12 protein-coding genes are annotated in these 13,996 nt (G+C 73.8%); 8 read left to right on the plus strand and 4 right to left on the minus strand.

The window, feature by feature from the left end:
- Both CGE01nite_RS11895 and CGE01nite_RS11900 read left to right on the plus strand, forming a co-directional pair.
- The coding region (locus tag CGE01nite_RS11895) for an endo-1,4-beta-xylanase (protein ID WP_174773449.1) at positions 1–694 on the plus strand (694 nt) is incomplete at its 5' end.
- 115 nt (positions 695–809) lie between these two features.
- Positions 810–1,211 carry a RidA family protein gene (locus tag CGE01nite_RS11900; RefSeq protein ID WP_141371174.1) on the plus strand — a complete coding sequence of 134 codons (402 nt, stop codon included), beginning with the start codon at positions 810–812 and terminating at the stop codon, positions 1,209–1,211.
- Positions 1,212–1,267: 56 nt separating this feature from the next.
- Here the strand turns inward: CGE01nite_RS11900 and CGE01nite_RS11905 are convergent, their stop codons facing one another.
- From CGE01nite_RS11905 to CGE01nite_RS11915, 3 genes are all read right to left on the minus strand, one after another.
- Positions 1,268–2,353, minus strand: coding sequence for a serine hydrolase domain-containing protein (locus CGE01nite_RS11905; protein ID WP_170210961.1), 1,086 nt, complete (start codon positions 2,351–2,353; stop codon positions 1,268–1,270).
- Between the two features lie 299 nt (positions 2,354–2,652).
- On the minus strand, positions 2,653–3,588 hold the full coding sequence (locus CGE01nite_RS11910) for an aldo/keto reductase (RefSeq protein WP_048341935.1): 936 nt from the start codon (positions 3,586–3,588) through the stop codon (positions 2,653–2,655).
- Between the two features lie 20 nt (positions 3,589–3,608).
- Positions 3,609–4,475, minus strand: a complete 867-nt coding sequence (locus CGE01nite_RS11915) for an aldo/keto reductase (protein WP_141371178.1) — start codon at positions 4,473–4,475, stop codon at positions 3,609–3,611.
- 100 nt (positions 4,476–4,575) lie between these two features.
- Between CGE01nite_RS11915 and CGE01nite_RS11920 the strand changes: the two genes are divergently transcribed.
- From CGE01nite_RS11920 to CGE01nite_RS11935, 4 genes are all read left to right on the plus strand, one after another.
- Complete coding sequence (locus CGE01nite_RS11920) at positions 4,576–5,475, plus strand: LysR family transcriptional regulator (RefSeq protein ID WP_141371180.1); 900 nt, start codon at positions 4,576–4,578, stop codon at positions 5,473–5,475.
- A 168-nt stretch (positions 5,476–5,643) separates the two neighbouring features.
- On the plus strand, positions 5,644–6,177 hold the full coding sequence (locus CGE01nite_RS11925; protein WP_170210962.1) for a MauE/DoxX family redox-associated membrane protein: 534 nt from the start codon (positions 5,644–5,646) through the stop codon (positions 6,175–6,177).
- On the plus strand, positions 6,174–6,761 hold the full coding sequence (locus CGE01nite_RS11930; RefSeq protein ID WP_141371184.1) for a TlpA family protein disulfide reductase: 588 nt from the start codon (positions 6,174–6,176) through the stop codon (positions 6,759–6,761). The genes CGE01nite_RS11925 and CGE01nite_RS11930 overlap by 4 nt, the downstream gene beginning before the upstream one ends.
- Positions 6,758–8,677, plus strand: coding sequence for an ABC transporter ATP-binding protein (locus CGE01nite_RS11935; RefSeq protein WP_141371186.1), 1,920 nt, complete (start codon positions 6,758–6,760; stop codon positions 8,675–8,677). The genes CGE01nite_RS11930 and CGE01nite_RS11935 overlap by 4 nt, the downstream gene beginning before the upstream one ends.
- Before the next feature lie 390 nt (positions 8,678–9,067).
- On the opposite strand, the gene CGE01nite_RS11940 is transcribed toward CGE01nite_RS11935, so the two are convergent.
- On the minus strand, positions 9,068–11,011 hold the full coding sequence (locus CGE01nite_RS11940; protein WP_170210963.1) for an AfsR/SARP family transcriptional regulator: 1,944 nt from the start codon (positions 11,009–11,011) through the stop codon (positions 9,068–9,070).
- Positions 11,012–11,277: 266 nt separating this feature from the next.
- Between CGE01nite_RS11940 and CGE01nite_RS11945 the strand changes: the two genes are divergently transcribed.
- Both CGE01nite_RS11945 and CGE01nite_RS11950 read left to right on the plus strand, forming a co-directional pair.
- Positions 11,278–13,644 (plus strand): carbon starvation CstA family protein, encoded by a 2,367-nt coding sequence (locus tag CGE01nite_RS11945; RefSeq protein WP_141371190.1) that lies wholly within the window; start codon positions 11,278–11,280, stop codon positions 13,642–13,644.
- On the plus strand, positions 13,644–13,844 hold the full coding sequence (locus CGE01nite_RS11950) for a CstA-like transporter-associated (seleno)protein (protein WP_048341932.1): 201 nt from the start codon (positions 13,644–13,646) through the stop codon (positions 13,842–13,844). Before CGE01nite_RS11945 ends, CGE01nite_RS11950 begins: the two co-directional genes overlap by 1 nt.
- Positions 13,845–13,996: the final 152 nt, after the last annotated feature.

Raw genomic sequence — 13,996 nt, forward strand, 5'->3', positions numbered from 1 at the left:
CTTCCAGGCGCACTTCAACTCGGGCAACCCGGTGCCGTCGAACTACGACACCACGCTGCGCAACTTCGCCAACCTGGGCGTCGACGTGCAGATCACCGAGCTCGACATCGAGGGCTCGGGCAGCTCGCAGGCCCAGCAGTACCAGGGTGTCGTGCAGGCGTGCCTCTCGGTCGCGCGCTGCACCGGCATCACGGTCTGGGGCGTGCGGGACAGCGACTCGTGGCGCGCCTCGGGCACGCCGCTGCTGTTCGACGGCTCGGGCAACAAGAAGCAGGCGTACACCAGCGTCCTGAACCAGCTGAACTCGGGCGGCACGCCGGTGCCGGGCGAGACGACGGGCAACCCGACGCAGAACCCGACGGGCAACCCCACCAGCAACCCGACGACGCCCCCGCCCACCGGTGGTGGCAGCTGCACCGCCAGCTACTCCGAGGGCCAGAAGTGGAACGACCGCTTCAACGGCAACGTGACGATCCGCGCGAACGGCAACATCAGCTCGTGGACCGCCACCGTCCAGCTGCAGAACCCGCAGCTCATCAGCGCCGTCTGGGGAGCCCAGGCGAGCTGGCCGGCCCAGCGCACGATGGTCGTGACGGGTGGCGCGCTCGGCAGCGGGCAGTCGACCAGCTTCGGCTTCACCGTGAACCACGGCGGCAACTGGACCTGGCCGTCGATCAGCTGCTCGGCCTCCTGACCTCGCCGAGCTAGACGGGGGCGGACGCGGCACCGTGCGGTGTGCCGCGTCCGCCCTTCGTCGTCCCCGTGGCTCCCCCCGTGCCGGTGTCGGTGGCCGGTGGGACCGTGGCCGGATGGAGATCACGAAGCTGCAGCCGGCCGGGCTCGTCGTGAGCCCGGCCTTCAGTCACGTCGCCGTCGTGCCCGCGGGGGCGACGACGATCTACGTCGGGGGCCAGGACGGCGTCGACGAGAACGGCGCGATCGTCTCCGACGACGTCGCCGAGCAGTCGGTCCGGGCGCTCGACAACGCGAGCACCGCGCTCGAGGCGGCGGGTGCCACGCTCGCCGACGTCGTCCAGTGGACCGTGCTCATCCACGAGGACGCGGACCTGGGAGCCGCGTACGGCGCGATCGCACCGCGACTCGCCGCGGGCGCCGCGCCACCGCTCGTGATCGCCGCGCGCGTCGCGGGCCTCGGCGTCCCGGGCGCCCTCATCGAGATCGCCGCGATCGCCGCGACGCTCCCCGCCTGACCGCGTCACCCAGTCGTACCCGCGCGAGGCGGACCACGCGGCGTATCGGTCGGTGACTACCCGTGCTCGGTGCATGCGTCGGCGACCGCGCCGACCGCCGAGCCGTCCTGGTCCGTGCCCGGGTCGGAGCACATCATCGCGACGACGACGGAGCGCCGGTCGAGGTGCGCGCGCGCGACCGCCTGGAACCCCGCACCCCAGCCGTGCGTCTGGACGACCGTCTCGGTCCCGTGCCGCAGGAGGAACGCGCCGAGCGCCGCATAGCTCGTCGGTCCCGGCGCGGACCACAGGGTGCGCGCGCTCGTGGGCGTCAGGACGCCGTCCGACGACCCGTGCCACGAGTCCACGAGGTCGGTGAGCAGGAGCGCGAGAGCCGTGGGCGTCGCCCAGAGCCCCGCAGCGGCGAGCCCGCGGTACACCGCCCGGTCGCCGGCCACGACGCCACCGGACGTGGTGTGCCCGACCGCGGCGAGATCGTCGACGACCCGCTCGGCTCGCCCGCCCGCACCGGCATCGACGTAGGCCCACGCCGTGCTCGCACCCGGCCCGGCTGCCGGACCGGTCAGGCCGAGCGGCGCCAGCACCAGGTCGTCGACGACGTCCGCGTACGGCCGTCCGGTCGCGCGCGCCACGACGTGCTCGACGACCCAGTAGCCCACGTCGGAGTACGCGAAGCCCTCACCGGGCGGGACGGTGACGGGAACCGGGCCGGTGGTGCCGGGCCCAGTGCTGGTGCCGAGCCCGGTGGTGGTGCCGAGCCCGGTGCGCACGAGCGCGGCGACGTCCGGCGCCGGCCCCGGTGCGACCGGCTCGCCCGCGGCGTCGGGGTCGACGAACCCGGCCTGGTGCGAGAGCAGGTGCGCCAGCGTGACGGGGCGGGCGGGGTCGTCGTCGGAGCGTGCGAGGGGTGCGTCGAGGTGCCGCTCGACGTCGGCGTGCAGATCCACCGTCCCGAGCTCGGCGAGCCGCAGCACCGCGACGGCCGCGACGAGCTTGCTCATCGAGCACGCGTGCAGGAGCGTCCCTGGCCGCAGCGGCCGGCCGGTGCGGACGTCGGCCAGTCCCGTCGCGCCCGCGTCCGGCTCGAGGCCGCTGCCGCCGACGGCGACGCTCAGCCCGACCGAGGGACGGTCGGACGACACACCTGCGATCAGACCCTCCGCCGGCCGACCTCCAGCAGCTCGACGAGCGGGAAGCCCACCAGCATCAGGCCGACGAGCACGAGGCCGACCAGCATCAGGCCGACGAGCGGCAGGCCGGCGAGCAGCGGGCTGATCAGCGGGAACGGTCGACGTCGGAGGCTCGGTCACGCCGCGACAGTAGGCCCGAGCACCCACAACCCCCCGCGACCCAGCGCCTACTCAGGGGAGAGGCCGTGGGAGCCGGAGCAGGCGCTGGGTCGCGGGAGGGGTTCGGGGTGAGGAGGGGGAGGGGGCCGGGGTCAGGGGACGACGTAGCCCGCGGCGCGGAGCAGCTCGTACCACTCCGGGCGTGTGAGGGTCAGGTCGGAGCCGGCGGCCGCCGCGGTGACGCGCGACGGTGTCGTCGTGCCGAGCACCACCTGCGTGCGGCCGGGGATCCGGGTGATCCACGCGGTGGCGATCGCGAGCGGCTCGACGTCGTACTGGGCCGCGAGCCGGTCGATCACGGCGTTGAGCTCGGGGTAGCGGTCCGCGTCGAGGAACACCCCGTCGAAGAACCCGGCCTGGAACGGCGACCACGCCTGGATCGCGATCTCGTTCAGGCGGCAGTAGTCGAGCAGGCCGCCGCCGTCGCGGACGATCGACTGGTCGAGCCCCTGCATGTTGCCCGCGACGCCCTGCGCGACGAGCGGGGAGTGCGTGATCGACAGCTGCACCTGGTTGGCGACGAGCGGCTGACGCACGGACGTGCGGAGCAGGTCGATCTGCCGCGGCGTGTGGTTCGAGACGCCGAAGTGCCGGACCTTGCCCGCGGCCTCGAGCTCGTCGAACGCGCGCGCGACCTCCTCGGGCTCGACGAGCGCGTCGGGCCGGTGCAGCAGCAGGATGTCGATCCGGTCGGTGCCCAGCGCACGCAACGAGCCCTCGACCGTCTCCATGAGGTGCTCGTAGGAGAAGTCGAAGTACGGCCCGTCGGTGACGATCCCGGCCTTGGTCTGGATCGTCAGCTCGTCGCGCTGCGACGGCGTCAGCGCCATCGCCTCGGCGAACCGGCGCTCGCACGTGTGGACCTCGCCGCCGTAGATGTCGGCGTGGTCGACGAAGTCGATGCCCGCGTCGCGCGCGGTGCGCACGAGCTCGCGGATCTCGTCGTCGGACTTGTCCGCGATCCGCATGAGCCCGAGGACGACCTCGGGGGCCTCGATGTCGGTCCCGGCCAGGGTGAAACGCTTCACGGTCAGCTCACCTGCTCAGGTCAGTGCGCGAGCGCGGACAGGGCCGCGATCTCGTCGTCGGTCAGGGTCAGCTCCGCGGCGCGCAGCGAGTCCTGGATGGTCGCGGGGCGCGACGAGCCGGGGATCGGGATGACGACGGGCGCGAGCGCGAGCTCCCACGCGAGCGTCACCTGCTGCGGGCTCACGCCGTGGGCGTCGGCGACGTCCTGGAACACCGAGTGCCGCCCTCCGACCTCGCCTGCGCGGCTGATGCCGCCGAGCGGGCTCCACGGCAGGAACGCGATGCCGAGCGCGGCGCAGTGCTCGAGCTCGCCCTGCGACGACCGGAACGCGGGCGAGAACTGGTTCTGCACCGAGACGAGGCGTCCGCCGAGGATCTCGTTGGCCAGGTCGATCTGCTCGACGTTCGCGTTGGAGATGCCCGCGAGCTCGATGACGCCCTCGTCGAGCAGGTCGCGGATCGCGCCGACCGAGTCCGCGTACGGCACGCGGGGGTCGGGGCGGTGGAACTGGTAGAGGCCGATCGCCTCGACGCCGAGGCGCTTGGCGGAGGCCTTCGCGGCCTCCTTGAGGTACTCGGGGCGTCCGTCCTGCGTCCAGGTGCCGTCGCCCGGGCGCAGGTGGCCGCCCTTGGTCGCGACGAGCACGTCGGACGTGTCGCCACCGTAGGAGCGCAGGGCCGCGGCGATGAGCTCCTCGTTGTGCCCGACCTCGCCGGCGAGCAGGTGGTAGGCGTCCGCGGTGTCGATCAGGGTCACGCCCGCGTCGAGCGCGGCGTGGATCGTGGCGACGGAACGGGCCTCGTCGGGCCGGCCCTCGATGGACATCGGCATGCCGCCGAGGCCGATCGCCGAGACGGTGCGGGGGCCGAGGGTGCGCTGCTGCACGTCTGTCTCACTTCTCTCGTGGTGTGGCTCCGACCGTAGGTACGCTTGATCAAGAAGTCCAACAACTACAAGCGATGCCATTCACCACCGGAGTCGATCAATGGATCTGCGTCAGATGGAGTACCTCGTCGCGCTCGCCGACGAGCAGCACTTCACCCGGGCCGCCGCGATCGCGGGCGTCTCCCAGTCTGGGCTCTCGGCCGCGATCCGCAGCCTGGAGGACGAGCTCGGCACGCCGCTGTTCCTGCGCACCACGCGTCGCGTCGAGCCCACCGACGCGTGCCGCGCCCTGCTCCCGCACGCCCGCACGATGCTCGCCGAGGCGGTCGCCGGACGCGACGCCGTCGTGCGCGCGACGAGCGAGCTGTCGGGCCGCCTGCGCGTCGGCGCCGAGCAGTGCCTCGGGATGGTCGACGTCCCCGCGCTGCTGTCGCGGCTGCAGCGGCGATACCCGCAGGTCGACATCGACTTCACGCAGGGCGGCTCGCACGCGCTCGCCACGCAGGTGCGGGCGGGCGCGCTCGACATCGCCTTCGTCGCGACGACCGACCACCTCGGGGCCACCGCGCGGACCGTGCTCGGCCAGCGCCCCGTGGTGCTCGTCTGCCCGCCCGAGCACCCGCTCGCCTCGACCGGCCGCATCGACTGGCCCGAGCTCGCCGACACCGACTTCGTCGACTTCCACCCCTCGTGGGGCGTGCGCTCGCTCAACGACGCCGCGTTCGCGGCCCGCGGCGTGCACCGGCGCGTGCGGTGCACGGTCGACGACATCCACACGCTGCTCGAGCTCGTCGACCGGGGCATGGGCGTCGCGCTGGTGCCCGAGCACATCGCCGCCAAGCCCCAGGCCGCGCGGCTCACCACCGTCCGCATGGTCCCCGAGGCCGAGCCGCAGTGGATCGTCTCCGCGGTGCATGCCACGCCGGCGAGCCCCGCGGCGCTCGCGCTGCTCGAGCTCCTGGACGCCGCCGAGGTGCCGCGCGAGCCAGTCCCGGCCTGACGGCACTGCTCTGGTCGCCCGGGACTGCGTCGGGGCGGCCGACGTGACGGACCCCGGCACACCCGCGGCTGTATCGGCGCTGTATCGCCCCCGGTGGCGCGCGACCTAGCCTCGCCGCGCGCGCCCAGCACACCGACGACGGGCGCCCGGAGCCCGACGAGGAGTGCCGTGGAGACGCTGAGCCTGGCCTGCCGCTGCCTGCTCGTCCTGGTCTTCCTCGCGTCGTCGACCGGCAAGCTCCGCCGCGAGGCGTTCGGCGAGTTCCGCGCGTCGGTCCGCGCCGCTCGCCTGCTGCCCGAGGCCGCCGTCTCGCCGGCGCTCACGACGGTGGTCGCCGCCGAGCTCGCCGCCGCCGTCCTGCTCGTCGTGCCGCCGACCGTGCGGTTCGGTGCGGTGCTCGCCGGAGGGCTGCTCGCGGGGTTCGTCGTCGTGATCCTGGCGTCCGCACGTCGCCGCACGGGACTCGCGTGCCGGTGCTTCGGGGGCGACGGCGCCGTGCTCGGCCTGCGCCACGTCGCCCGCAACGTGGTCCTCCTGGCCGCGTGCGCGGTCGTCGTGCTGGTGCCGCCGTCGCTGCCCGCGCGCGTGGAGCCCGGCGTCCTCGCGTTCGTCGCCGCGGGCGTGCTGGCCGTCCTGGCCATCCGGCTGGACGACCTCCTGGACCTCGCCGCCCCGCCCGCCCGCACCTGGGAGCCCTCGTGACCTACCTGGCCGCCACCGTCGTCCTGCTCGCCGCCGTCGTCCTCCTGCAGCTGTGGGTCACGCTCGACCAGTCGCGCCGCATCGAGGCGCTGCGGGCGGGCATCGACCGTCTCGAGGCGCGGTTCGACGCGGGCCCCGGCAGCGCCGGCCTGGCCGGGATGCACCCCGTGGGTCTGCCCGTCGCCGAGTTCGACGCGGTCACGGTCGACGGTGAGGTGCTCACGCGCGAGGACCTGACGGGCTGGACGCTCGTCGCAGCCGTCAGCCCGAACTGCCCGCCGTGCCAGGAGCGCCTCCCGGAGTTCCTCTCCGCTGCCGCCCTCGTCCCTGGGGGCCGCGCCCAGGTCCTCGCCCTCGTCATGGACGACGGCGGTCTGCCTCCCGCGCTCGTCGCGCAGCTCCAGGACGTGGCGCGGGTCGTCGCGATCCGACCGGACAGCGCGGTGTTCCGTGCGCTCGGGCTGCAGTACCTGCCGACCTTCCAGTGGGTGTCGCCCGATCGCGTGGTGGAGCTCGCCGGCCCCACGGTCGACCTCGGTGTGGTCGCGCACCTGCTCACGCCCCCGGTCGGGGCCCCCACGTGACGCACGGTCCGCGCGAGGTCACCGGGGAGTCCGAACCCGCACCCGCGGGCACGGGTCGGCTCGCGGGGCGTGCGCTGCGTCTCGCGTGGGACGCCTCGCGCGGTGTCACGTCCGCCTACTTCCTGGTCGCGCTCGCGGCACCGGCGTTGCCCGTGCTCGTCGCCTGGGCGACGAAGGGCGTCCTCGACGCGCTCCAGGCGGGTGCCCCCACCGACGAGCTGCTGCTCGGCGCGCTGGTGCTGGGCGGGCTCGGTCTGCTCGCGGGCTGGGCACCCCAGGTCCAGCAGTACCTGCGCGCCGAGCTCAACCGCGCCGCCGGCCTGCGCACGCTCGAGCTGCTCTACCGGGCCGTGGGACGGTTGCAAGGGCTCGTGCGGTTCGAGACCCCGCGCTTCCTGGACCGTCTGCGCCTCGCCCAGCAGTCCACGCACGGGGTGCCGACGATGGTCGTGCAGACCCTCTTCGGGCTGCTCGGCGGCAGCCTGACGATCGTAGGGTTCCTGACCTCGCTGCTCGCGATCAACGTCGTGATGAGCGTCGCGGTCGTGCTGTCCGCGCTCCCGGTGCTCGTCGTCGAGCTCGCGCTGGCGCGGCGGCGCGCCGACGTCATGTGGCGCACCACGCCCGCGCAGCGACGCGAGTTCGTGTACGGGACGTACCTCACCGACCCGCAGGCCGCGCAGGAGATCCGGCTCTTCGGGTTCGGTCCGTTCCTGCTCGGCCGGATCCTCGCCGACCGCCGCGGCGTGGACGCGGCCGACCGCCGCGTCGACCGCCAGGACCTGCGGCTGCAGGTCCCGCTCGCGCTGTGCTCGGCGCTCGTGGCGGGGGCCGGGCTGGTCTGGGCGGTGCTCGCGGCGCAGGCCGGACGGCTCACGATCGGGGACGTGACGCTCTTCGTCGCCGCCGTCGCGGGCGTGCAGCAGGCGTTGGTCGCCGTCGTCCAGTCGCTGGCGCAGGCGCACGAGAGCCTCCTGCTGTTCGGGCACCTCGACGCGGTGCTCGAGGCGCCGCCGGACCTCCCGGTGGCCGCTGAGCCCGTACCCGTCCCGCCCCTGCGCGACGGCATCCGGTTCGAGGACGTCTGGTTCCGCTACGCCCCCGACCTGCCCTGGGTCCTGCGGGGGGTGGACCTGGTGCTGCCTGCGGGTGACTCGCTCGGTGTGGTCGGCATGAACGGCGCGGGCAAGAGCACGCTCGTGAAGCTCCTGTGCCGGTTCTACGACCCGCAGCGCGGGCGCATCCTGTGGGACGGCGTGGACCTGCGCGACCTCGACCCCGCGGAGCTCCGGTCGCGGCTCGGCGCCGTGTTCCAGAGCTTCGTGACGTACGACCTCACCGCCGCGGAGAACATCGCGCTCGGCCGCGTTGACGCCGTCCGCGACCGCGCCCGCGTCGAGGAGGCGGCCGTCCTGGCGGGGGTCGACGACGTGCTGCGCACCCTGCCCCGCGGCTACGACACGCTCCTGACCCGCACGATGGCAGGCCTCGACGGCGACCAGGACCCGTCGGACGGGGACGCGGACGGCGCCGACGTGACCGGTGTACCGCTGTCCGGCGGCCAGGGCCAGCGGCTCGCGCTCGCGCGCGCGTACCTCGGGGACAGCGAGCTGCTCATCCTCGACGAGCCCAGCTCCGGCCTGGACGCCGCGGCCGAGGACGAGATCCACCGCAGCCTGCAGCACCTGCGGGCCGGGACCACGGCGCTGCTGATCTCGCACCGGCTCGGCGCGATCCGGGTCGCCGACCGGATCGTCGTGCTGGACGACGGCGTGGTCCGTGAGACCGGCGACCACGCCACCCTGATGGCCGCCGAGGGCCTGTACGCCCGGCTCTTCGCGCTCCAGGCCCGGGGCTACCGCGACCTGCTGCCCGCCTCCGAGCCGGGTGGTCCGCTGCCGGCCGGCCGACTGTAGGGGGAATGTGCGGCGGCTCCCTAGCGTCGGTGGCGCCCGGGCCGACCGGTCGGGCGGACGAGAGGAGAAGCCGTGAACGGCTACTGGCAGTACCGGTGTGAAGGAACGACGTACCAGCGGCGTTACTGCACGGGCAGCATCTGCTCGCCCTGGATGTACTACGGCCGCTGCGGCTGACGACTGGTCCCCGGCCGGGCGTCGCACGGACGCGACGCCCGGCCGGGCCTCACCGCCGGCCCACCCCACGGCCGGTCTGCCTCACCACCGACCCGCCTCGCGGCCGGCCTGCCCGACGAGGTCGGCAGTCTCGCGTGAGGTCGGTAGTCCGGACCGACGATCTCGCTGGAGAGTGCCGACCTCGTCGGCGTCGGGCGGCGGTGGCGTCGGGCCTCATCGCCGGTTCGGTGGCCCGCCTGGCTGTGCGGCCCGGAGATCGACCAGCCGACCCAGGGCCTGGGCGACGACCTCGGCGTCGCCCGCTCCGGATGCGACCAGGCCCGTCAGCTCGGTGCGCGACGACCGGCCGAGGGCGACGACGACCGCCGCGAGCAGCTCCCCGTCGGCCGCCGCGTACAGCTCCCCGTCGTCCGCCGCGAGCACCACGCCGTCGTCCGGCGCGAGCGCCTCATGGTCGTCCGGGGCGAGGGTCCGGCCCGCGAACGGCTCGTGGCTTGGGAGCGCTACCACGTTGCCGGAAGGCAGCGGGGCGGAGCGCCTCGACTCCTCGCGGAGGCGCCGTTCGAGGTCCTCGAGGGACACCGCCGTCCCGCCCGCGAGCCGCGCGCCCGCGAGACTGACCTGCCGGGGACGCCGGTCGCACAGCTCGACGACCCGCGCCGCCACCGCGCGCTGCTCTCGGGTGAACGGCCGTCGAGCCGCCGCCTCGAACAGCCTGATCGCCTCCGCCGCGCCGAGCGCCGGGACGGGGACGTCCGCGGCCGAGACCAGCGTCGCCGGGAGGGCGCGGCACGCGACGAGCACCGCCGAACCCTCGTCGCCGGGGAGCAGCGGCAGCACCTGGGCGGCGTCGACGGCGTTGTCGACGACCAGCAGGACCCGGCGGCCGTGGAGGGTCGAGCGCAGCCGGGCAGGTGCGTCGGCCCGCAGCGGCGCGGGCACGCCGGGCTCGGCCCCGAGCGAGCGCAGCGCGCCCTCGACGAGCGTCGCCGGGTCCCGACGCCCGTTCTGCAGGTCCAGGTAGACCTGACCGTCGGGGTACTGCGCCGCGACCGCGCGCGCGGCTGCGGCGACCACGCTCGACGTCCCGGATCCCGACGGTCCGTGCACGGCGACGACGACCGGAGCGACGCGGCGACCGCGCGACCCGTCGAGGGCGCGCACGGCGCGGGCGACCGGCTCGTCGGCACCCACCAGCAGGCCGGGTGGCGCGGGGACCTCGTGCGGGACGACGCCCCGCGGCGCCACCGGGAGCCGCGGCGCCGCGACGGGCTGGAGCGCGCCGTCTCGGGTCCCGGCGGGACCCTCGTGCGCGTCTCGAGCCGCGGCGGCCCGCAGGTGCTCGGCGACGGTCACCTCCACGGCGCTGGGGCCACCGGGCAGGGGAGGGGCCGCGACGTCACCGTTCAGGATGCCGCGCTGCACGCGCTGCAGCCCGGGCCCCGGTTCGATGCCGAGCTCGCCGACGAGCGCCGCGCGCGCGGCGGCGTAGACGCGCAGGGCACCCGCGTGGTCGCCGACGTGCCACAACGCGAGCATCAGCAGCTCCTGCGCCGACTCCGCGAGCGGGTTCGCCGCTGCGTGCTCGCGCGCGAGCGACACGACCTCGCTCCCGCGGTGCAGGGCGATGCCCACGCGCAGCCGCAGCTCCGTCAAGGACCGGTACTCGTCCTCCAGCGCCGTGCGCATGGCGTCGAGGCGGGGACCGAGGAGCAGCCCCTCGAGCGGGCGGCCACGCCACTCGGCGCACGCCGCTTCGAGCAGAGGGAGGGCGGCCGTGAGGTCGTGGTCGCCCACCGCCGCGCGGCCGCGCGCCGCGAGCGAGCGGGCCCGCGAGAGGTCGAGCTCGTGCTCGTGGGTCAGCAGCCGGTAGCCGGAGCCGACGGTCTGGAGCCGTCCGTGCGGCAGACATCGCCGGACCTGGGTGGCGTAGGTCCGCAGGTTGGCGACGGCCGAGCGGGGGCAGCCCTCGGGCCACAGGTCGTCGAGGAGGCCCTCGACCGTGGCGGTGCGGTCGGCGCGCAGCAGCAGGGTGGCGACGAGCGCCTTGACCTTGGCAGCGCGCAGCGGGACCGCGACGCCCTCCACCCGGATCTCCGGCTCGCCGAGCACGCGGCACTCCATCGGCGCGTGCGCCGCCACCTCGTCGGTGCCCATGACAGACATCCCGTGCCCCCTGCCCGGCCGCCGGCGCAGCCTCCGACGCTGGAGAGCCGGCACGACCGTGAACGGTTCGGAACATAGCAGCGCATCTGGTCGATTCGTCGGGATCGCGACGTCGGAAGGCGTCGGGGGGCCGGACCGGACCGGCACCCGCCGCCGGTCCGGCCGGCGGCGGAGTCGGACACGGGTCCAGTCGCCGAGCGCCCGTCGTGGCGTGAGCATGGCGGGGTCCCGACCTGTGCACCGACGGAGCTGCCACCATGACGACCACGACGCGGAACCTGCCCGAGTACACCGACGAGGAAGCCGCCGAAGTTCTGCGGGACGACACCGGGGTTCCGGTCGGGGTGGTCGAGAAGCCACGCTGGACACCCGGGAAGGTCGCGCTGTGGGTCGTGATCTCGCTGGTCGGCGCGACCGGCTGGACGATGCTCGCGATCATCCGCGGCGAAGAGGTCAACACGATCTGGTTCGTCGTGACCGCCGTGGCGACGTACGCGATCGCGTATCGGTTCTACGCGCTGTACGTGCAGCGCCGGATCATGCGGCCCGACGACACGCGCGCGACCCCGGCCGAGCGCATCAACAACGGCCGCGACTTCGACCCCACCGACCGGCGCGTCCTGTACGGCCACCACTTCGCCGCGATCGCGGGGGCGGGTCCGCTCGTCGGGCCGGTGCTCGCCGCGCAGATGGGCTACCTGCCCGGGACGCTGTGGATCATCTTCGGCGTCGTGGTCGCCGGCGGGGTCCAGGACATGCTCGTGCTGTTCTACTCGATGCGGCGCGGCGGGCGTTCGCTCGGGCAGATGGCGCGCGACGAGATCGGCAGGTTCGGCGGGACCGTCGCGATCGTCGTCGTGTTCGTCATGCTGATGATCGTCCTGGCCGTGCTCGCGCTCGTGTGCGTGAACGCGCTCGCGGACAGCCCGTGGGGCGTGTTCTCGGTGGGCTGCACCATCCCGATCGCGCTGCTCATGGGTCTGTACCTGCGGTTCCTGCGGCCCGGACGCGTCAGCGAGGTCTCGATCATCGGGTTCCTCGCGCTGCTCGCCGCGATCATCGGCGGGCGGTACGTCGCGGAGTCGTCGTGGGGCGAGTTCTTCCACCTGACGCCCACCACGCTCGTCGTCTGCATGGTGGTCTACGGGTTCCTCGCGGCGGTGCTGCCGGTGTGGCTGCTGCTCACGCCGCGGGATTACCTGTCGACGTTCATGAAGGTCGGCACGATCATCGTGCTCGCCGTGGGCATCGTGGTCGTGCGGCCGATCGCGCAGATGCCGGACTTCACGGAGTTCGCGTTCAACACCGAGGGGCCCGTGTTCGCCGGCGCCCTGTTCCCGTTCCTGTTCATCACCATCGCGTGCGGCGCGCTCTCGGGGATGCACGCCATGGTCGCCTCCGGCACGACGCCGAAGATGATCCAGAAGGAGTCGCAGACCCGGATGATCGGGTACGGCGGCATGCTCATGGAGTCGTTCGTGGCGATCATGGCGCTCGCGGCGGCGGTCTCGCTCAACCAGGGCATCTACTTCTCGATGAACATGTCCGCGGCGTCCATCCAGTCCACCGCGGGCTCGTCGTACTCCGCGCAGGCGACGCCCGAGGAGAACGCCGCCGCCGCCGTCGCGAACCTCGGCGTGTCCGACCCCGCCGGCAACCAGCCCGAGATCATCTGGGAGACGGTCGTCGACGGCGACGAGGTCACGCTCACCGGAGCCCCTGCGCTCGAGGCCGTGGCCGACGACGTGGGCGAGCCGTCCGTCGTGTCGCGCACCGGCGGCGCGCCGACCCTCGCGGTCGGGATGGCGAACATCATGCACAACGTCGTCGGCGGCAAAGCCATGATGTCGTTCTGGTACCACTTCGCGATCATGTTCGAGGCGCTGTTCATCCTGTCCGCGGTGGACGCGGTGACCCGTGTGGCGCGGTTCCAGCTCGGCGACGCGATCGGCAACGTGCTGCCCAAGTTCCGCGACCCCGGGTGGCGCGTCGGCTCGTGGCTGACCACGGGTGTCGTCGTCGCGGCGTGGGGATCGCTGCTGCTCATGGGCGTGACCGATCCCAACGGCGGGATCCGGACGCTGTTCCCGTTGTTCGGGATCGCCAACCAGCTCATCGCTGCCTGCGCGCTCACGATCGTCACGGTGATGGTGGTCAAGAAGGGCTACCTGAAGTGGGTGTGGATCCCACTGGTGCCGCTCGCGGTGGACACCGCCACGACGTTCACCGCGTCGTTCCAGAAGATCTTCTCGAGCGACCTGGCGCTCGGGTACTGGGCGCTGCACAACGCGACGAAGGACACGATCGCCGCGGGCGGGCTCGAGGGGCAGGCGCTCGCCGACGCGCACGCCACGGTCCGCAACACCGCGATCCAGGGGACGCTGTCGATCGCGTTCCTGGTGCTCGTGGCGCTGCTCATGGTCACGGCGCTGATGGCCGTGCTCAAGGCGGTGCGTGCGGGCGCGGGCCGGGGTGCGCCCGCCCAGTCCAGTGAGGACCCGTACGAGCCGTCGCACTTCTACGCACCGCAGGGGCTGCTCGTGCCGAGCCCGCTCGAGCGCAAGGTCGAGACGGAGTACGCGCAGGTCGGCGACCCGAGACTGCTCGCGGGAGGGCACCACTGATGTGGGCACGGCTGCTCGACGGCGCGCGCGGCGTCGCGACGAGCGTGCGGCGGTTCGTCCGTGAGTCCACAGGTGAGGCGGCGTACGACCGGTACGTCGCCGCGCACGCCGGCGCCGACCACCCGCCGCTGACCCGCGCGCAGTGGTGGCGTGCGCGCGACGACGCCCGCGAGCTCCTCACGCACGACCGCTGCTGCTGACGGCGGGCTCGTCCGACGAACGAGCGTCCGACGAACGCGGCTCCTGGCTCGGACGCGGCGTCCCGACCGGCCCACGGGTGGAGAACGGCACGCCTGGCGTGACCAGGTCCACCCGATACGCGCGCCGAGACGCCTCTCGTGCGGGAAGGTGG

This window comes from Cellulomonas gelida (genome assembly GCF_006538725.1).
GTDB classification, from domain to species: Bacteria; Actinomycetota; Actinomycetes; order Actinomycetales; family Cellulomonadaceae; genus Cellulomonas; species Cellulomonas gelida.

Coding starts and splice junctions, on each gene's coding strand:
- CGE01nite_RS11900 (WP_141371174.1), top strand. CDS start 810: ATGGAGATCACGAAGCTGCAGCCGGCCGGGCTCGTCGTGAGCCCGGCC.
- CGE01nite_RS11920 (WP_141371180.1), top strand. CDS start 4,576: ATGGATCTGCGTCAGATGGAGTACCTCGTCGCGCTCGCCGACGAGCAG.
- CGE01nite_RS11940 (WP_170210963.1), bottom strand. CDS start 11,011: ATGGGCACCGACGAGGTGGCGGCGCACGCGCCGATGGAGTGCCGCGTG.
- CGE01nite_RS11945 (WP_141371190.1), top strand. CDS start 11,278: ATGACGACCACGACGCGGAACCTGCCCGAGTACACCGACGAGGAAGCC.
- CGE01nite_RS11950 (WP_048341932.1), top strand. CDS start 13,644: ATGTGGGCACGGCTGCTCGACGGCGCGCGCGGCGTCGCGACGAGCGTG.